The sequence below is a fragment of the Nocardia acidivorans NBRC 108247 genome, from assembly GCF_001625085.1.
In the GTDB taxonomy this organism is placed as follows: domain Bacteria; phylum Actinomycetota; class Actinomycetes; order Mycobacteriales; family Mycobacteriaceae; genus Nocardia; species Nocardia acidivorans.
Genome location: NZ_BDAW01000085.1, coordinates 23,797 through 42,861, shown reverse-complemented (window position 1 = coordinate 42,861; position 19,065 = coordinate 23,797). Strand labels below are relative to the sequence as shown.

Sequence of the window (19,065 nt, the reverse complement as noted above, 5' to 3'; positions counted from 1 at the left end):
GCCCGAGGTCGCGCCCGCACCCGCGCCGCCGCCCCCACCGCCGCCGGCACCTGTGCTGGCGCAACCGAATCCGGACGTCAACCCGACTTCGGCGAACGCGCCCCTGCCGCCGGTGAAAGTACTGTCGGTGATCGGCGGGCTGATCGCGCTCACCCTGGCGGGCACGGGTTCCGGTGCGGTGAGCTTCCAAAGCGCTTCGGCGGCACAGGCGCGGGTAGACGCCGCGCGGGCCGCGTTCTTCGGACCGAGGGTGTGAGGGCATGACGGAGAGCCGGGCTCATAGCATCGGGTCCTACCGCCGGGTGGCGGCGGCGGTGGACGCGGTGTGCGCGGTGGCCGCCGATTTCGACGCCACCAATCTCGACGAGGTGGTGCTGGCCATCTCCGCCGAGCGCCGCCGCATGATCGAGATCGCCAGTGCCCAACTGGGTCCGGGCATCTGCGGTCAGCGCCGCAGTTATCCGGACAAGGATGTGATCGTGCTGGCCGAGGCGCTGCCCAGCCGCGAGCACACCCTCGCGCACGAATTGGGACATATCGTCTTCGACCATCCGGGCGAGGCGGCCACCGAGGTGGTGCTGGAGGCCAGTGACGATCTCATCGCCTACATGCTCAGCCAGCGCTCCCATCAGAAGATCGTGGAACTCGGCGAGGACGAACAGTGCGAATGGGAGGCCGAGACCTTCGCCAGCATGCTCATGACCCGCCTGCGTGTGTTCAACAGCCGGGGCGCAGGCGTCTCGGTCCTTCGATTCGATGAGGCACTCGGATGACCGAGTCAGGGCGCGGAGGAGGCGGCGTGCGTAACCACGTAGCGCCCCTCGGACATTCGGGAGAGGGCACAGCATGACCTTCTGGTTGACAGCCTTGCTGGTCTGGATGGCGGCCGGTGCCCGAGTGGGTCGGGTGCTGGTGAAACCGGCGACGACCGCCCGAGTGGCGATTGTCGTTGCCGTGGCTTCCGTCGCGCTCGCCGCGACCATCTGCATTCCCGAAGTCGGTGTGGCGGTTGATCATCTGCTGCCCAATGGCGTGCACGGCAGCTGGTTCTCCGATCGGCTCACCACCTCGTCCTGGATTCTGTTCGGCACCGCGACCTCGGTGGTGGCGGCCGCCGCGTGGCCGGTGGTGTCGCGCCGGAATCTGCGGCAGATCGCCTGGGTCATCTACGCGGGCGGCGCGGTGGCCATGGCTTTGACGCTGCTGTGGTCCATCACCTTCGGCTGGGTCATCGTCGCCCTGGAATGCCTGTTCATCGTGATCACCGGTGTGCGCAACCTGGATTGGACCGCACTGGGCCGCGGTATCGCGCTCTACTGCGTGGGCACCCTGGTGGTCGGAGTGCTGGCCGCACTGTCGGTGCGCCGCGAACTCATGAACGAGCCGATGGCCAAACCCGACGCGGGCGACTGGTTCTGGCCGATCTGGCAGCTCGCCAGCCTGCTCATCGCGGTGGGCGCGGTATGGATCGTGATCGAGCTCTGGGCGCGAGCGCGCCTGCTGCTGAAGCAGATTCGCACCCTGCACCGGGTGCTGATCGCGCGCTTCCCCGAAGTGGTCGCCAAGGATCAGACCGGTTCGGCCACCCAGCTGAAGGCATCGGACCAGGTGGCGCAAATCATGGACGCGCTGTACCTGCAATCCGGTGGCGGGCTGGAGCTGGTGGCGGCGGGTGCCCCGCCCGAGGCCGTGGCCGAACGCGCGGCCCGGGTGGCGGAGTGGGCTCGAAACCCCTTCGGCGATGTGCTGATCGACGGCCGCTGGATCGCGCCGCCGGAGGGCGTCGGCCCGCGCGGCTGGGTGCAGGCCATTGCCCGCGCCTACGATGCGGGCGCCGCGACCCCCAGCCGCAGCACCGCCAAGCGCTGACATCGAGCGGAACTTTCCGGTCCGAATAGAAAGGGCCCCATGCCTTGGGCACGGGGCCAATCTGTCGCAGCTGCCGTCTTAGTTGCGCCAATGTCTTATTCGAGTCCGTGGCTTACTTTAGCCCCGAACGAATGCGACCGAATTGTCGCGCTCCTTGGCGGAAAGCACAAAGAGTTTGTGCAAGAGCACATATAAGTTTGTGCACGCAGCACAATGGTGCACTCGTCGCAGATGGTGCATTGGGGGCGAAACGCTCACATCACACAAAACGACATAGCGCACACATCATCGGCTCTATCTCGGCCCCCGTGATGTGGGCAGGGAAATGCCAGGAATGTGCATAATGCACCGGCGCAGCGATCTACGCCACATGACCCCAGCGCACTGAGGTCGGTGCAACACTCTTCAGTCGGCCGAATGGCTCCGCGATGAGAGGCGCTGCCCTGCAAGCAGCGCCGTCATCGAAACCTGATCGGGCACCCTGCAGTACCTGATCGAGCGTGGAGCAGCCCATGTACCGGATCGGCCCGGTGCGACCTCCGAGACGGCCGCGCCGAGATGCCCCGGTACGGGGCCTATTCCGTGCCGTCCGGAGGAATTTCGGGCAGCCCTTCGCTGGCCCGCAATTTCTCCGCCATAGAGGTGAGGAGGTTCTGTGATTCTTCGGAGAGGTCGAACGCCCTACTCGACAGACGACGAAGTCCATAGCCCTGCAGCTGGGACAGCAGTTCAAGATCGTGATCGATCTTGGCCGCGTAGATGTCGTTGAAGAAGTAGTCCGGTTTCACCTTGAAGAACTTCGCCAGCGCGGCCACCGTCTCGTCAGAGGGGTTGGTCCGCTGTCCCGACCGCAACTGCGAGAGATACGGTTTCGAGATCGGATGGCCGGAGGCCGTGAGCGCCGCCGCCACCTCTGCGTTGGTGTGCGGCTTACGCCCCGGGGGATGCACGGTTTCGAACAGCTTGTTCAGCCGCGCCGCGAAATCAGCCATTGTGAGCCGCCCAATTCCCTTCGCTGTACTAACAGTCGTTATCTCGGATACGTATCATTGATATTAGCGGCTCAGTAACTGAAAACCTACGCCTGATCCGCGATTTCCTTGAAGCTTCTAGGCGGTGATCCGGTGAAGCTGCCGTGGCTTGGGTGTTTGCGGGCCAGCGCCACCGTTCTTGCGGAGGGCTTAAGAGTCCCGGTTCTGGCCCGTCGCGAAGGTCTTCCACGACGGGCCGTCGGTAACTTTAAGATAGCTGACGTCTCATCTTCTTGTCTGTACCCGAGTTTGTGTGGCGTACGCCACGTTTCACCACAAGTGGGATGAACGTTCAACCTCGGCCTAATTTGATTGATCTGGCCTAGATTCGCTCGATGATGGTGCCGGTCGCGAGCGCGCCACCGCAGCACATGAGGATCATCGCGGTCTGCTTGTCGGACCGTTCCAGCTCATGCAAAGCCGTTGTGATGAGCCGAGTTCCGGTGCTGCCCACCGGATGCCCGAGGGCGATCGCGCCGCCGTTGACGTTCACCCGATCCAGATCCGGCTTGTGCACCGACGCCCAGGACAGCACCACGGACGCGAAGGCTTCGTTGATCTCGAACAGATCGATATCGCCGATGCTCATACCACTGCGCTCCAGCAGGCGCTCACATGCCTGAACCGGTCCGTCCAGGTGGAATTCGGGCTCGCCGCCCACCAGGCACTGCGAGATGATCCGCGCCCGCGGCCGCAAACCCGCACGCTCAGCGGCCTTTTCGTCCATGAGCAGCACGGCCGAGGCGCCGTCGGAGATCTGCGAGGAGGAGCCCGCGGTGTGAATTCCCCCTTCCAGCACCGGCTTCAGCTTCGCCAGGCCCTCGCGGGTGGTCTCGCGCAGACCCTGATCGCGGCTGATGTCGGCGGTCTCGCCGGTGGGGTTGCCCTCCTTGTCGACCTGCGGTGCGCCGACAATGGTCAGCACCTCGCGATCGAAACGCCCCTGTGCCCACGCCTGCGCGGCCAGACGCTGTGAGCGCTCGCCCCACTCGTCGGTGTCGTCGCGAGTGATGCCGCGCCGCTTGGCAATTCGCTCGGCGGCGGTGAACTGGTCCGGCATATCGATATTCCACGAGGCCGGACGACGGGGTCCGGCGTGCGTTCCGACGTTGGCGCCCAACGGAACATGGCTCATGGACTCCAGGCCGCAGGACATGCCGACCTCGATGGCGCCGGTGGCGATGAGCCCGGCGACCAGGCCGGTGGCCTGCTGTGCCGAACCGCACTGATTGTCGATGGTGACCGCGCCCGACTGCCACGGCAGTCCGGCGTGCAGCCATGCCGTGCGGGTGACATTGTTGGACTGTTCGCCGACCTGCATGACGCAGCCGCCGATAACCTGCTCCACGAGCGCGGGATTCAGCTCGGCCCGCTCCAGCAGGCCCTTCTGCGCCGCTCCCAGGAGTTCGGCGGCGTGCAGGCCGGCCAGCCAGCCGTTGCGCTTGCCAATGGGTGTGCGCGCGGCCTCGACGATGACGGGTGTACCCACGATGGTCTTCCTTCCGGATCAGAACTGGAACAAGTTCTCTACAGGTAATGTAAGTCTTTTTTGGTTCCTTCCCTAGTCTTACCGCCTGTGCTTGAATAACGGTAGAACGTGTTTCAGTTAGTCAAAGGAGACAGCTGGTGGTTGACACCCAGGCCCGGCCGAACGTGCCGGAAGGTTTCGACGTCACTGACCCGGAAATGTGGCAGCAGCGAGTGCCCGCGGCCGAATTCGCCGAACTCCGTGAGGCCGCGCCGATCTGGTGGAATCCCAAGTCTCCCGAGACCGGAGGTTTCCAGGACGACGGCTTCTGGGTGATCAGCAAGCATGCCGACGTCAAGACGGTCTCGCGCCGCGACGACGTGTTCTCCACCTTCGAGAACACCGCCATCCCGCGCTTCCAGGACAGCATCACCCGGGAGCAGATCGAACTGCAGCGCTTCGTCCTGCTGAACAAGGACGCCCCCGAGCACACCAAACTGCGCAAGATCATCTCCAAGGGCTTCACCCCGCGCGTCATCAACGGCCTGCGCGCCGAGTTGACCGCCCGCGCCGCGGCCATCGTGCAGGCCGCCGCCGCCTCGGGTTCGGGTGACTTCGTGGAGCAGGTGGCGGCCGAACTGCCGCTGCAGGCCATCGCCGAATTGATCGGCGTGCCACAGGAAGACCGCATGAAGCTCTTCAAGTGGTCCAACGAGATGACCAGCTACGACGATCCGGACAGCGATGCCGATCCGGTGGTCGCCTCCACCGAGATCCTGGGCTACTCGTACCAGATGGCCGAGGCCCGGCGCGTCTGCCCGGCCGACGATATCGTCACCGAGCTCATCAATGCCGATGTGGACGGCGACGCGCTGCTGCCGGAGGAGTTCGGCTTCTTCGTCATGGTGCTGGCCGTGGCGGGTAATGAGACCACCCGCAATGCCACCACGCACGGCATGATCGCCTTCCTCGAAAACCCGGAGCAGTGGGAGCTTTTCAAGCAGCAGCGTCCCAAGACCGCGGTGGACGAGATCATCCGCTGGGCCACCCCGGTCAGCAGCTTCCAGCGCACCGCGCTCGAGGATGTGGAGATCGGCGGCGTCGAGATCAAGAAGGGGCAGCGCGTCGTGCTGTCCTACCGCTCGGCCAATTTCGACGAGGAGGTGTTCGACGATCCGAACACCTTCAATATCCTGCGCGATCCGAACCCGCACCTGTCGTTCGGCGGCACCGGAGCGCACTACTGCGTCGGCGCGAATCTGGCCCGGCTGGAGATCGAGATCATCTTCAATGCCATCGCGGACTACATGCCCGACATCACCAAGCTCGGCGACCCGCAGCGGCTGCGTTCGGGGTGGCTGAACGGGGTCAAGCAGTTCCAGGTCGACTACGGCACCAAGCCCGGTGGCGGTTGCCCGGTCGCGCACTGATCGGCGAAAAAGACTGACCTGCCCTGCCTCTCACAACTCAGGGCAATAAGAAAGGAGCGGGAGACTGGAATCCAGTCGCCCGCTCCTTTTCTTTCGCCCACACCGAAATTATCTCTCCCGCAACCACAACTGTGTGCCGCCTGCGAAAGCAGGCGGCACACGAGAAGCTAAGCGGGTTTCATCGTCTTCATGGCGCGTTCGGTTTCCCAGAACGCGCGCAGGGCCGCGATCTTGCCGTCCGGATTCACCCGGTACGTGAAAACGCCTTCGGCATCGATGATCTGGCCGCCCAGGGTGGTGCGAATGCGACCGGTGTAGGCCACCTCGCTACCGCAGGCGAAGGAATCGTCGAAGAGGAATTCGATCTTGTCGGTTTGCGCGATCGCCTTGTCCCAGAACGCCGCAATGGCTTCGGGACCGCGGTGGCCCACGCCCTCGGGATCGAAGAAGGACGGTCCGACCGGATCCTCGACAATGCCGTCGGCGGCGAACAGCGCCACCCAGGCGTCTTTGTCCTTGGCGCGCACCGCCGACTGCGAGGCGAGACCGGCTACTCGTGCGGGATGCTCACTCACGGCTGCTCACTCCCGACCACCCACATCGAGAAGTACTGCGAGCCACCGCCGTACGCGTGCCCGAACGCCTTGCGGGCATTCTCCACCTGGTAGTCGCCCGCGCGGCCCATGACCTGTTTGGCGGCCTCGGCGAAGCGGATCATGCCCGAGGCGCCGATGGGGTTGGAGGACAGCACGCCGCCCGAGGGATTCACGGGAAGCTTTCCGCCGATGGCGGTTTCGCCCGCATCGGTGAGCTTCCAGCCCTCGCCCTCGGGCATGAAGCCCAGGTTCTCCAGCCACATGGGCTCGAACCAGGAGAACGGGACATAGATCTCGGCCGCGTCGATCTCCTCCAGCGGATTGGTGATCCCGGCCTGCTTCCACAGCGCCGCGGCCGCGGCCTGTCCGGCCTTCGGGTTCACCTGATCGCGTCCGGCGTAGGCGAGCGGTTCGGTGCGCATGGCGGTGCCGTGAATCCAGGCGACCTTCTTACCGGTGGCCTCCACGGCCTTGGCCGAGGCCTCGTCACCGATGACGATGGCGCACGCGCCGTCCGAGGACGGGCAGGTCTCGTCGAAGCGGATGGGGTCCCACAGCATTTGGGACGCCATGACCGATTCCATGGTGATATCGGCCTGCTTGAGGTGCGCGTACGGGTTGCGCGCGCCATTGCGGCGATCCTTCACCGCGACCATGGCGCCGATATGCAGCGGTGCGTTGGCGCGGCGGATGTAGGCGCGCACGTGCGGGGCGAAGTAACCACCCGCGCCCGCGCCGACAGGCATGGTGAAGGGGACCGGATTCGACAGCGCCCACATGGCATTCGACTCGGACTGCTTCTCCCAGGAGAGCGCGAGCACCTTGCCGTGCACGCCCGCCTGCACGTGGCTGGCGGCCACGACGGCCGTGGAGCCGCCGACCGAACCGGCGGTGTGCACGCGCAGCAGCGGTTTTCCGGTGGCGCCCAAGGCATCGGAGAGGAACAGCTCCGGCATCATGGAGCCCTCGAAGAAGTCGGGAGCCTTGCCGATCACGACCGCGTCGATATCGGCCATGGTCAAGCCGGAATCCTCGAGCGCGCGGTCGATGGCCTCGCGGAGCATGCCCGCCATCGAGACATCGGACCGCTTGGTCACGTGATGCGTCTGGCCGGTGCCGAGTACGGCAGCGGGGTTGGTCATGAGCGTGCCTCCAGGGTGGCGACCAGGTTCTGCTGCAGCGCCGGACCGCTACTGGCATGTGCCAGTGCGCGATTCGCGGCGCCATTGAAGATTTCGGTGGCGGCGAAGCCGATACGCTCCAGCCCGGCCGCGAACATCGGATTGCCCGAGAGCGGGCCACCGGACGGGTTGATCCGGGTGGAGCCGTTCAGCCCCAGCGCCCGCGCCAGGATGAGCTCCTCGTGGCTGAACTGCGTGTGCAGTTCGGCGATATCGAAATCGGTTGCGCCACCGTTGATCGCGGCCTTGGCGGCGCGCGCGGTCGAATCGGAGATCGTCAGATCGCGCGCACCCAGGATCGGGGAGTCGATGTAGTGCGCGATACCGCTGATCCAGGCCGGGCGCTCGCGCAGTTCCCGCGCCTTGTCGCCGACGGCGAGCACGATCGCGGCCGCGCCGTCGGTGATGGGCGCGATGTCATGGGCGCGGAACGGATCAGCCACGTACTCCGCGGCCAAAAGCTTGTCGACATCCTGCTCGGTGCGCGCGGTGGCGCTGCCACCCTTGGCGGCGGCATTGGCGGCGGCCCGCGCGGCGACCTCGGCCATCTCGCGCTCGGTCCAGCGACCGGCGTCGATACCGGCGCGGGCCTGGAGCCCGGCCATGGAGACCGAGTCCGGGCCGAGCGGCGCGACCAGGTACGGATCGGTCTGCAGCGTCAGCACCTGGCGCAGCGTGCCCGCCGAGGCCTTGCCGAAGCCGTAGACCAGCGCCGTCTCCGCCTGTCCGGTACGGAGTTTCACCCACGCCTCGTACAGCGCCCAGGCCGCGTCCATCTCCACATGCGATTCGTTGATCGGCGGCACCGCGCCGATGGAGTCGATCGCCGAGATGAACGAGAAGGCGCGTCCGGCAAGGTAATCCGAGGAACCCGAGCACCAGAAGTCGATATCGGACTTGGTGATGCCCAGTTCGGCGTAGAGCTCGGTGAAGCAGGGCGCCAGCATCTCGACGCCATTGGTGGTGCCGAAGGTCTCCGGCACATGCGGTGCGTGGGCGAAACCCACCACCGCGATATCGGTTGTGTTGCCGTGCCCACCCGAGCCCCGACCGCCGCCCCCGGCGGAATCGCTTTGCGATGCAGTGTTCATAAATTCAACGCCTCTCTACAGGTGGTGCGCGAACGAGTCGTAGTCGGCGTCGGGCTCGCCGGTCGGCCGGAAGTGGTCGATATTGGCCATCGACAGCCCCCACTCCTCGCGCGGCTTCCACACGGCCTCGACCTTCATGCCCATGCGGACCTCACTCGCGTCCACGCCCAGCACCAGGTGCAGGAACGGGATATCGGTGCCGTCCAGCAGCACGTACGCCGCCACATACGGGGGCTTGAGGCGCTGGCCCATGAACGGCACATTGACGATGCAGAAGGTGGTCACGATGCCCTTGTCGGACACCTCGACGTAATCGTCGGTCGGCTCACCGGTGCGCGGATCCGCGCCGCGGGGCGGGAAGTAGACCTTGCCGTCCATCCTGGCCCGGGCGCCGATCAGCTTGCCTTCGGTGAGCCCCTTCAGGAAGACGGTCTCCTGCGGTGCGGCGGTGTGTTTGAAGGACAGGTCGATCGGGGTGATGATGCCGGTCACCGGTTCCGCGTCGGCGTCGGAATCGGCTGGGGCGGTGGAGGTCTCGCCCGGCTCGAAGCAGGCGATGTCATGGATGTCGCCGGTGCGCTCGGCGGCCCAGCGGGCGCGCACCCGCAGGCCGGTGCTGATATCGGCCGGCGAGGCCACATCCACCGCGTGCAGCAGGGCGGTGTCCGCGCCGTCCAGCTTGATGAGCGCGTAGGCGAACGGGCGGTCGAAGGGCTGGCCCGGCAGCGGTTCTGCCACCCAGCTCCACGACTGCACGGTGCCCACATCGGCCACGTCGACGAATTCGGTCAGGGCATCCGCGGTGATCGGATCGAATTCCGCGGGCGGCACGATGACGCGCCCATCGGAACCGCGCACCCCGACGACCCGTCCGGCACGCAATCCGGTGAGGAAGCGTCCGATGGTCGGTCCGGTGGAGCGGGTGTAGTCGAACTTCATCACCAGCGGTGCTGCGAGTACTTCGGTGTTCCCCAGAGTCACGCGATCGAGTAGAACAGGTTCTAATGAAGGTGGCAAGAGCCCACTTGGGAAGGGAACCGGACATGCGCTTTGGGTTGCAACTCGGATACTGGGGCGCCCAGCCGCCCGCCAATACCGCGGAGTTGGTGGCGGCCGCCGAGGAAACCGGATTCGACGCCGTCTTCACCGCCGAATCCTGGGGTTCGGACGCCTACACGCCCTTGGCCTGGCTGGGGTCGAGCACCAGCCGGGTCCGCCTGGGAACCTCGGTCGTTCAGATGTCCGCGCGCACCCCCACGGCCACCGCCATGGCCGCGCTGACCCTGGATCACCTCAGCGGCGGACGGCATATCCTCGGGCTCGGCGTCTCGGGTCCGCAGGTGGTCGAGGGCTGGTACGGACAGTCGTTTGCCAAGCCGTTGCAGCGCACCCGCGAATACGTCTCGATCATTCGTCAGGTCCTCGCTCGCGAGGACAAGGTGCGCAGCGACGGACCGAACTTCCCGCTGCCGTACAACGGCGCGAACGCCACCGGATTCGGCAAACCGCTCAAGTCGATCACCCATCCGCTGCGTGCGGACCTGCCCATCTGGCTCGGTGCTGAGGGTCCCAAGAATGTGGCGCTGACCGCCGAGATCGCCGACGGCTGGCTGGCCATCTACTACACCCCGCGGCTGGCCGATATGTACAACGGCTGGCTGGACGAGGGCTTCGCCCGCGCGGGTGCCCGGCGTTCGCGGGAGGACTTCGAGATCGCCGCGACCGCGCAGGTCATCCTGACCGACGACACCGAGGGCGAACTGGATCGACTGCGGCCGTTCCTGGCGCTGTACATCGGCGGTATGGGCGCGGAAGACATGAACTTTCACGCCGAGGTGTACCGGCGGATGGGCTACGGCGAGCAGGTCGAGGAGATCACCCGGCTGTTCCGCACCGGGCGTAAGGACGAGGCGGCCGCGGCGGTGCCGGACGAGCTGATCCTGGACACCACGATCATCGGCGATGAGGCGCATGTGCGCGAACAGCTGAAGGTGTGGGAGCGGGCGGGCGTCACGATGCTGCTCGTCGGCGTGCGGGATGTCGCGCAGTTCGAGGCGCTGAAGCCACTCATTCAGGCGTAGAACGCGTTCTAGATTGATCACCCATTCGGCCCGGGCCTCGAGTCCGCCTGCCCGGGTGGGTTCTCTTTTGTCATGTTTCTTTTCGGCATGTCCGGTCATAGGCTGTGGCGGGGGCCACACCGGTTTGTCCGGTGAGCGGGAACTCGCACCTTGCGATTAGTGAGAACACGTTCTATTTTCGACCTGTGAGCTACAACATAGCGGACCTTGTCGAGCACGCCATCGATCTGATGCCGGAGCGGGTAGCTCTGGTGGACGACCATCGGGAATTCACCTACGCCCAGTTCGAAGCGCGCTGCAACCAGCTTGGCCATTACCTGCAGGAACAGGGCGTCAAGCCCGGTGACAAGGTAGGCATCTACGCGCGTAACACCATCGAGGCAGTCGAGGCCATGGTGGCGATCTTCAAGATCCGCGCGGTGGTCATCAATGTGAACTACCGGTACGTCGAGAACGAGCTGCAGTACATCTTCGAGAACTCGGACATGGTCGCGCTCATCGCCGAACGGCGCTACAGCGACAGGATCGCCAATGTGCTGCCCAAGGTCCCGGCCATCAAGACCGTGCTGACCATCGAGGACGGCACCGATCTGCCCGCGCCCGCCGGCGCCGTCGAATACGAGACGGCCCTGGCGGCCAGCTCCGATGTGCGCGACTTCGACGAGCGCTCGGCCGACGACATCTTCATGCTCTACACCGGCGGCACCACCGGCCTGCCCAAGGGCGTCATGTGGCGGCACGAGGACTGGTGGCGCGTGCTCGGCGGCGGCATCAACTTCGTCACCGGCGATCGCATCGAGGACGAATGGCAGCAGGCCAAGGTCGGCGCGGGCAACGGCCAGCTGGTGCGCTACCCGATTCCGCCGCTGATCCACGGTGGCTCGCAGACCGCGGTGTTCCACAGCCTCTTCGACGGCGGCAAGGCCATCATGCTGCCCGAGTTCAGCGGGCACGGCGTCTGGCAGGCCATCGACAAGCACAACATCAACCTGATCTTCATCACCGGTGACGCCATGGCGCGCCCGATGCTGGACGCGTTGAAGGCCGGTAACCCGGAAACCGGTGAGCCGTACAAGCATTCGGTGCTCTGGGCGATGGCCTCCAGCGCCGCGCTGTTCTCGCCCACGCTCAAGGACGAGTTCATCGAACTGCTCAGCACCACCATGATCACCGACTCCATCGGCTCCTCGGAGACCGGTTTCGGCGGTCTGTCGGTCGCCACCAAGGGCGCCACCCACACCGGCGGCCCGCGCGTGCGGATCGACGCCTCCACCAAGGTCATCGACGAGGAGGGCAACGAGGTCGAGGCGGGTTCCGGGAAGACCGGCCTGATCGCCCGCACCGGCCACATCCCGCTGGGCTACTACAACGACCCGGTCAAGACCGCGGCGACGTTCAAGGAGTTCAACGGGATTCGCTACTCCATCCCCGGCGACTTCGCCCGCGTCGAGGAGGACGGTTCGGTGACCATGCTCGGTCGCGGTTCGGTCTCCATCAACTCCGGTGGCGAGAAGATCTACCCCGAGGAGGTCGAGGGCGCGCTCAAGGCGCATCCGGAGATCTTCGACGCGCTCGTGGTGGGCGTGCCGGACGAGCGCTGGGGACAGCGCGTCGTGGCGGTCGTGCAGTGCCGCAGCGAGAATCGGCCGACCCTGGAGGATCTGCGTCCCACGCTGACGCGGGAGATCTCGTCCTACAAGATGCCGCGCAGCCTGTGGTACGTGGACGAGATCAAGCGCTCTCCCGCGGGCAAGCCGGATTACAAGTGGGCCCAGGCGCAGACCGAGGCCCGCGAGGCCGACGATCACGCGCACGCGCCGAGCACCAAGTAACTGCTGAGACTCCTGTGCCCGCCTGTTGCGAAACAGGCGGGCACAGGTGTTTTCGCCACCTATTTCTTGTCGGTGGCTTGTGCCAGAGTGTTGGGCATGAGCGAGACAGGCGGCGGATCCACCACGATCACCGACGAGGTACTCAAATCCTTCGAGGGTCATCGGCGTGAGTTGTGCGCCTACGCCTATCGAATGCTCGGCTCCTCGTTCGAGGCCGAGGACGCGGTACAGGAGACCTTCACCCGGGCGTGGAAGTCGTACGACGCGTTCGAGGGCCGGTCGAGCGTGCGGTCCTGGCTCTACAAGATCTGCACCAACGTCTGTCTGGACATGCTTGACGGTCCGCAGCGCCGGGCGCGGCCGATGGACCTCACCGGGGCGAGTACGCCCGACACCCCGCTGCCCCCGCCGGAGCCGGATTACGTATGGGTGGAACCGATTCCGAACGGTCTCGCCTTCGGCGCCGACCCGGCCGAGGCCGCCAGTGCGAAGGACACGCTGCGCCTGGCCTTCGTCGCCGCGGTCCAGCATCTGCCCGCCACCCAGCGCGCCATTCTGATCATGCGCGAGGTGCTCCGCTTCTCCGCCAATGAGACCGCCGACATGCTCAATGTGTCTCCGGCATCGGTCAACAGCGCACTCCAGCGCGCCCGCGCCACCATGTCCAAGGCGCAGGAGGTCTCCACCGTCTCGGACGTGTTCGACGAGGCCAATGCGCAACAGCGCAAATTGGTCGACGATTTCGTGGCCGCGTTCGAGTCCTACGATATGGCCGCGCTCACCGAATTGCTCAAAGCCGATGTGGCACTGTCCATGCCGCCGTTCTCGCTCTGGATCTCCGGTCCCGAGAATGTCGCGCAGTTCATGCTCACCACCGGTTCGGCCTGCCGCGATTCCCGCATGATCCCGTTGGGCGCCAATGGAATGCCCGCCTTCGGCCACTACAAGCCCAGCGCGGACGAGCCGGGCGTCTGGGTGCCCTGGTCCATCACCGTGCTGGAGTTGGACGGCGACCGCATCGCCGGTCTCAACTTCTTCTTGGATACCGACCGCCTGTTCCCGCTTTTCGGACTTGCACCGGAACTCCGGTAGAACTGGACTCCGTCGTCGCGTGGGTGGATGCGCCGGGGTGGTCCGGCGCAGCGCGGCGACATGCGTGAACGGCCCGCTGGGAGTGATTCCGGCGGGCCGTTCGCAATTCGGTGGGACGGCGGTAATTCAGTGGGGCGACGGTTCAGTTCGCGCTCGGGTACGCCATGTAGAAGGGCTCCCACTGGTGACCGTCGGGATCGAGGAAGGTGCGCCCGTGCATGCCGACCTCGGCCTCCTGAGCGCGCTTGTCGGCATTGACCTCCTCGGTGCCGCCCGCGGACAGGGCCGCCGCCACCAGGGTGTCCACCTCGGCGGCGCTGCCCAGGGACAGGGCGTAGAGGCCGCTCACGGTGGCGGTGGTGTCACCGATCGGCCGGGTGCTGAAGGTGGTGAAGAAATCCTTGGTGAGCAGCATGGCGCAGATGTTGTCGTCGATGACGATGCAGGCCGCGTTCTCATCGGTGAAATCCTGATTGACCTTCCAGCCCAGCGTCTCGTAGAAGTTCTTGGACCGCTCCAGATCGGCGACGGGGAGGTTGATGAAGATCATCTTGCTGGCCATGGTTTTTCGTCCTCTCATCGGCGAACCCAGTGCGCGTCCGTTGGTGTCATAGGTGAGGACGAGGCACACGCGGGAAACTAATCGGTGGTCATCCGGTGTGGTCTGTGACACATCATTTACCGATCGGGAGGTCGGGGAGCCGCCGACCGTGACAGAGTGGCTGGCAGGAGGTGCCTGATGAAGCACAGCTACCTGGTCGCCCTCACCGGCAGCGGTGGAACCGTGCCGCCGGAGCTGGGGGTGGTGCGCAGGCTGGTCGACCGCGGGCACCGGGTCACCGTGCTCGCCGAGGAATCCCTGGCGGCCGAGGTCACGGCCACCGGTGCGCGACTGCGCTCGCGCGCGGGCTCCGGCTTCGCCCGCGATACCGCCGCCGAAATCGATTCCGAGCGACCGGATCTGGTGCTCGCCTCCTATTTCGCCTTCGGCGCCATGGTGGCGGCGCAGGCCCGCGACCTGCCGTTCATGGTGCTCATACCGGGTATCTACCCGCTGCCGGTGGAGGGCGGACCGCCGCCCGGCACCGGATTCGGGCGGGCCGGGGGACCGGTCGGCCGCTGGCGGGACCGCCTGGTGGGGTCCATGGTGCAGCGACGCTGGGATTCCGAACTGCTGCCGCAATTGAACGCGCTGCGTGCGGATTTCGGGCTGGAGCGGCTGGCGCACTATCAGGATCAGGTGCAGCTGGCGCATCGGCAGCTCGTATTGTCCAGTGAGGCATTCGATTTCGTGGCGCAGCGACCGGACGGGGTGCGCTACGTCGGGCCGATTCTGGATGATCCGATCTGGGCGCGCGAGGCCGAGTGGACGCTCCCGGAAGGGGGTGATCCGCTGGTGCTGGTCTCGCTCTCCAGTACCGATCAGCGCCAGGCCGAATGCCTGCAGCGCATAGCCGACGCACTCGGGCGGCTGCCGGTGCGCGGGGTGATCACCACGGGTCCCGCCGTACCGGTGACCGCGATCTGTGCGCCGCCCACCGTATCGGTGCTCGCCGCGGCCCCGCATCACGAACTCATGCGGCATGCCAGTCTGGTGATCACGCACGGCGGGCACGGCACCCTGGCGAAGGCGTTCGCCGCCGATCTTCCCGTGGTGCTGTTGCCGCACGGCCGCGATCACGCCGACAATGCCGCTCGGGTGCGGGCGCATCACGCCGGAATCACCCTGTCCCGCACCGCGACCGCGCAGCAGATCGCCGCGGCCGTCCGCAAGGTGCTGCGCACGCCCGCGCACTATCGCGCCGCCGCCGAACTCGGCCGGGTACTGCGCCGCGATGCCATGAGCGATCTGCTCATGCGCGAATTGGAGCCCTCCGCCGACCACCCCGACCCGATCTTCGACCGCATTGTGCCGGTGCGCGAATTCGAATCCTGATCGGCGTGGTGCCGGGCGCTGCCCGGCATACCCGATAGATCCGGTTTACCGTGATCGGCATGGACTACCTGGCCCTGCTCTGCGCGAAGCTCACCGAATTCGGTGAGCTCATCACACCGGAAACCGATCTCGCGGCGCCGGTGCCGTCCTGCGGCGCCTGGACCTTCTACGATCTGACCGACCACCTCGGCCAGGGCAATATGTGGGTGCAGACCGCCGTCGCTGAACTGCGCGGCGACTATCAGGGTGAGCCCGCACCGAAAGACGCTGTGGCACTCCGGGAGTGGTACGAGGAGACCGCCGATGCGATTGCCGCGGCGGTCTCGGTGGATCCGGAGCAGGAGGCGTGGACCTTCACCCGCTCCATGCCGCGCACCGTCGGTTTCTGGCGACGCCGCCGAGCATTGGAAACCCTCGTGCACCTGTGGGACGGTCAGAACGCGTTCGGTGCGGCCGAGGGCTTCGCCACCGATCTGGCGGTCGACGGAATCAATGAGGTCTTCGAACTCTTCGCACCCCGCATGATCCACCGCGGCCTGGCCGCCGAGCCCGAGGTGGCGCTGCGGGTGCGCGCCACCGATATCGCCGAGAGCTGGATCTACGGTCCGGGTGAGCCGGTGGCCGAAATCGCCGGTACCGCTTCGGATCTGCTGCTGGCGCTGTGGCGGCGCCTGCCCGCGAACGATCCGGCCCTGGCCTGGGGTGGGGATCGCGTCGCCGGTGAGACAGTCCTCGCCGGACCCCTGGCCCCCTGAACCGCGGGAATCTCTCCGTCATTCCGGCATGCTTTCGGCCGGGGTCGCCGGTTTGGTTGGAGCACTGAGGATCCCGGCCGAAAGCGCGCCGGGATGACGAGTGGTCGGTGCCCGAAGGCGGGGTCGGGCGCATGCGAAAGGCGGCACCGAAGTGCCGCCGCCCCGTGCCTTGTGCCGCTTGCCCACACTCCGGCATGCTTTCGGCCGGGGTCGCCGGTTTGGTTGGAGCACTGAGGATCCCGGCCGAAAGCGCGCCGGGATGACGAGTGGTCGGTGCCCGAAGGCGGGGTCGGGCGCATGCGAAGGGCGGCGGCACCGAAGTGCCGCCGCCCCGTATTGCCCTGTGCCGCTTGTCTATGCCTCGGCGAAGGAGGCGCCCAGGGCGCGCAGGTGATCGGTCGCGCCGCCGAGCGCGAACTCATTGTGCTTGGCGGCGGTGAAGTACTGGTTCACGATGTGATCGCGGTCGATGCCGACGCCGCCGTGCACGTGCACGACGGTGTGGGCGATACGGTGCCCGGCGTCGGCGGCCCAGAACTTGGCGGTGTGCACTTCGGCGGTGGCGGGCTGCCCCTGCGTCAGCAGCCAGGCGGCCTGCTGGACGGCGAGGCGAACGCCCTGGACGTCGATGTAGGCGTCGGCGAGGCGCTGGGCCACGGCCTGGAAGCTGCCGATCTTGCGGCTGAACTGCTCCCGTTCGCGGGCGTAGTCGGCGACCAGTTCGAGGCCCTTCTCGAGCACACCGAGCTGGGTGGCGGCCAGCCCGAGCCAGGCCCGCTCCAGCAGCCAGTTCAGGATCTGCGTGCCCTGCTCCACGGTGCCGACCAATTCGGCCGGGGTGCCGGTGAATTCGACCTCGGCCTCGGGGGAGCGGTCGGTGACGATCTGATCCTCGACTCGCACCGAGGCGTCGGCCGGATCGACCAGGAAGACGGCGGGGACGCCATCGACGCTGGCGGGCACCAGGATTCGCGCCGCCTGCCGAGCGAACGGCACGGTGGTCTTGACCCCGGTGAGCTGCCAGCCGCCGTTGTCGACCGCGGAGGTGACCGGCTTGGTGGGCTCCCAGTTGCGCTCTTCGCTCAGCGCGGCGGTGAGGATGAGCTCACCGTCGGCGGCCCGGGTGGCCAGCGCGCGCTGGTCCTGCGAGCCGAAGGCGGCCAGTGCGCCCGCGCCCAGCACGATGGACCACAGGTACGGCACCGGCGCGACGGACTTGCCGATCTCGCGCAGGATGGCGGTCTGCTCCAGCACGCCGAAATCGCTGCCGCCCACCGTCTCCGGCAGGGCGGCGGCCAGGATGCCGGTCCCGGCGAGCGAGCTCCAGAGCGATTCGTCGAAGCGCACGGTCGGGGCGCCGGTGGCGTCGGTGTTCTTGTCGAGCTCCCGCAGCCGGTCGGCGGTGACGAGCTTGCCGGTGACCTCGGCGGTGAGGCGGGCCAGATCCTGCTGCGCCTCGGTAAGGGTGAAATCCATGATGGTTACCTGGTTTCGGGTTAGCGGGACGCGGCGGGCTGCTCGAGGGCGGTCATGGCGATGATGTCGCGTTGCACCTCATTGGTGCCGCCGCCGAAGGTGAGGATCAGGCAGGCGCGGTGCATGCGCTCGAGGCGGCCGCGCAGCTGCGCGCCCGCGGAGTCCTGGCGCAGGTAGGCCTGCGGGCCGAGGATCTCCATGAGCGCGCGGTACGCCTCGGTGGAGAGTTCGGTGCCGTACACCTTGGTCGCGGAGGCGTCCCACGGCCGCGGCGCGGCATCGCCGCCCTGATCCGCGCGCGAGGCGATCTCCCAGTTGGTGAGCTTGAGGTATTCGACCTTGGCGTGCACACGGGCCAGCGCGATCTGCACCCATTCCTGGTCGATGACGCGGGAGCCGTTGGCGGTCTTGGTGTTCCGCGCCCATTCGGTGACCTGCGCGACCGCCAGGCCCAGCGGTGCGGCCGAGGTCAGCGCGACGCGCTCGTGGTTGAGCTGATTGGTCACCAGCGACCAGCCGCCATTCTCCGGGCCGACCATATCGGAGTGCTTGACGCGTACGTCCTGGTAGTAGGTGGCGCTGGTGTCCGGCCCGGCCATGGTGTGCACCGGCGTCCAGGAGAAGCCCTCGGCGGTGGTGGGCATGATGAACATCGAAATGCCCTTGTGCTTCTTGGCATTCGGATCGGTGCGGGCGGCCAGCCAGACGTAGTCGGCGTAGGCGATGAGCGAGGTCCACATCTTCTGCCCGTTGATGATCCACTCGTCGCCGTCGCGCACCGCGGAGGTGCGCAGCGAGGCGAGGTCGGTGCCCGCGCCCGGTTCGGAGTAGCCGATGGCGAAATGCAGTTTGCCCGCGGCGATCTGCGGCAGGAAGAACTTCTTCTGCTCCTCGGTGCCGTAGTGCATGATGGTCGGCGCGACGGAGTTGATGGTCAGGAACGGCACCGGGGCGCCTGCGATGGCGGCCTCATCGGTGAAGATCAACTGATCCATGGTGGAGCGGTCCTGGCCGCCGTACTGCTTGGGCCAGCCCAGGGCGAGCCAGCCGTCGCGGCCCATCTCCTCGACGACCTCACGGTAGACATTGCCCTCGCCGTATTCACCTGTCTGCGCGGACAGCGCCGCACGGCGTTCCGGGGTGATCAGTCGGGCGAAATACTCACGCAGCTCAGCGCGCAGCTGTTCCTGTTGCGGCGTGTATGCGATCCGCATAGCGATACCTCTA

The 19,065-nt window shown here is 66.5% G+C and carries 17 protein-coding genes and 1 pseudogene; 9 read left to right on the top strand and 9 right to left on the bottom strand.

Features of this window, described 5'->3' with window-relative positions; genetic code table 11:
• The 3 genes and pseudogenes from NA10_RS38325 to NA10_RS30110 form a co-directional block, all read left to right on the top strand.
• Positions 1-256 (top strand): annotated as a pseudogene (locus tag NA10_RS38325) (hypothetical protein); the annotation flags it as partial.
• Between the two features lie 4 nt (positions 257-260).
• The gene (locus tag NA10_RS30115) at positions 261-773 is read left to right on the top strand and encodes an ImmA/IrrE family metallo-endopeptidase (RefSeq protein ID WP_067573982.1); all 513 of its coding nucleotides are present in this window, start codon (positions 261-263) and stop codon (positions 771-773) included.
• Between the two features lie 73 nt (positions 774-846).
• Positions 847-1,869, top strand: a complete 1,023-nt coding sequence (locus NA10_RS30110) for a hypothetical protein (RefSeq protein ID WP_067573980.1) — start codon at positions 847-849, stop codon at positions 1,867-1,869.
• A gap of 575 nt (positions 1,870-2,444) precedes the next feature.
• Here the strand turns inward: NA10_RS30110 and NA10_RS30105 are convergent.
• Both NA10_RS30105 and NA10_RS30100 read right to left on the bottom strand, forming a co-directional pair.
• Positions 2,445-2,861 carry a helix-turn-helix domain-containing protein gene (locus tag NA10_RS30105; RefSeq protein ID WP_011207048.1) on the bottom strand — a complete coding sequence of 139 codons (417 nt, stop codon included), beginning with the start codon at positions 2,859-2,861 and terminating at the stop codon, positions 2,445-2,447.
• 361 nt (positions 2,862-3,222) lie between these two features.
• Positions 3,223-4,389 carry a steroid 3-ketoacyl-CoA thiolase gene (locus NA10_RS30100; protein ID WP_067573978.1) on the bottom strand — a complete coding sequence of 389 codons (1,167 nt, stop codon included), beginning with the start codon at positions 4,387-4,389 and terminating at the stop codon, positions 3,223-3,225.
• Positions 4,390-4,586: 197 nt separating this feature from the next.
• On the opposite strand from NA10_RS30100, the gene NA10_RS30095 reads away from it, so the two are divergent.
• A complete protein-coding gene (locus NA10_RS30095) occupies positions 4,587-5,798 on the top strand; it encodes a cytochrome P450 (protein ID WP_067573977.1) in 1,212 nt (403 codons plus the stop codon).
• 167 nt (positions 5,799-5,965) lie between these two features.
• On the opposite strand, the gene NA10_RS30090 is transcribed toward NA10_RS30095, so the two are convergent.
• The 4 genes from NA10_RS30090 to NA10_RS30075 are packed head-to-tail and all read right to left on the bottom strand — an operon-like array spanning position 5,966 to position 9,647.
• The gene (locus tag NA10_RS30090; RefSeq protein WP_067573975.1) at positions 5,966-6,373 is read right to left on the bottom strand and encodes a nuclear transport factor 2 family protein; all 408 of its coding nucleotides are present in this window, start codon (positions 6,371-6,373) and stop codon (positions 5,966-5,968) included.
• The gene (locus NA10_RS30085) at positions 6,370-7,536 is read right to left on the bottom strand and encodes a thiolase family protein (RefSeq protein ID WP_067573973.1); all 1,167 of its coding nucleotides are present in this window, start codon (positions 7,534-7,536) and stop codon (positions 6,370-6,372) included. Before NA10_RS30085 ends, NA10_RS30090 begins: the two co-directional genes overlap by 4 nt.
• Complete coding sequence (locus NA10_RS30080) at positions 7,533-8,666, bottom strand: thiolase family protein (protein WP_084515459.1); 1,134 nt, start codon at positions 8,664-8,666, stop codon at positions 7,533-7,535. Before NA10_RS30080 ends, NA10_RS30085 begins: the two co-directional genes overlap by 4 nt.
• A gap of 15 nt (positions 8,667-8,681) precedes the next feature.
• Positions 8,682-9,647 carry a Zn-ribbon domain-containing OB-fold protein gene (locus tag NA10_RS30075; RefSeq protein WP_067573972.1) on the bottom strand — a complete coding sequence of 322 codons (966 nt, stop codon included), beginning with the start codon at positions 9,645-9,647 and terminating at the stop codon, positions 8,682-8,684.
• Positions 9,648-9,709: 62 nt separating this feature from the next.
• Here NA10_RS30075 and NA10_RS30070 point away from each other — a divergent pair, with 62 nt between their 5' ends.
• The 3 genes from NA10_RS30070 (at position 9,710) to NA10_RS30060 (ending at position 13,671) form a co-directional block, all read left to right on the top strand.
• Positions 9,710-10,747 carry an LLM class F420-dependent oxidoreductase gene (locus NA10_RS30070; RefSeq protein ID WP_067573970.1) on the top strand — a complete coding sequence of 346 codons (1,038 nt, stop codon included), beginning with the start codon at positions 9,710-9,712 and terminating at the stop codon, positions 10,745-10,747.
• A 185-nt stretch (positions 10,748-10,932) separates the two neighbouring features.
• On the top strand, positions 10,933-12,579 hold the full coding sequence (locus NA10_RS30065) for an acyl-CoA synthetase (RefSeq protein ID WP_067573968.1): 1,647 nt from the start codon (positions 10,933-10,935) through the stop codon (positions 12,577-12,579).
• A gap of 96 nt (positions 12,580-12,675) precedes the next feature.
• Entirely contained in the window at positions 12,676-13,671 is a 996-nt protein-coding gene (locus NA10_RS30060; protein WP_067573966.1) for a sigma-70 family RNA polymerase sigma factor, read from the top strand.
• 142 nt (positions 13,672-13,813) lie between these two features.
• Here the strand turns inward: NA10_RS30060 and NA10_RS30055 are convergent, their stop codons facing one another.
• Positions 13,814-14,233: a VOC family protein gene (locus NA10_RS30055; protein WP_067573964.1), complete on the bottom strand. Its 420-nt coding sequence runs from the start codon at positions 14,231-14,233 to the stop codon at positions 13,814-13,816.
• Between the two features lie 177 nt (positions 14,234-14,410).
• Here NA10_RS30055 and NA10_RS30050 point away from each other — a divergent pair, with 177 nt between their 5' ends.
• Complete coding sequence (locus NA10_RS30050) at positions 14,411-15,607, top strand: glycosyltransferase (protein ID WP_067573962.1); 1,197 nt, start codon at positions 14,411-14,413, stop codon at positions 15,605-15,607.
• A 59-nt stretch (positions 15,608-15,666) separates the two neighbouring features.
• Positions 15,667-16,362, top strand: a complete 696-nt coding sequence (locus NA10_RS30045; RefSeq protein WP_067573992.1) for a maleylpyruvate isomerase family mycothiol-dependent enzyme — start codon at positions 15,667-15,669, stop codon at positions 16,360-16,362.
• Positions 16,363-16,716: 354 nt separating this feature from the next.
• Here the strand turns inward: NA10_RS30045 and NA10_RS30040 are convergent, their stop codons facing one another.
• Entirely contained in the window at positions 16,717-17,838 is a 1,122-nt protein-coding gene (locus NA10_RS30040) for an acyl-CoA dehydrogenase family protein (RefSeq protein WP_067573960.1), read from the bottom strand.
• A 20-nt stretch (positions 17,839-17,858) separates the two neighbouring features.
• Positions 17,859-19,052, bottom strand: a complete 1,194-nt coding sequence (locus NA10_RS30035) for an acyl-CoA dehydrogenase family protein (protein WP_067573958.1) — start codon at positions 19,050-19,052, stop codon at positions 17,859-17,861.
• Between the last annotated feature and the right edge of the window lie 13 nt (positions 19,053-19,065).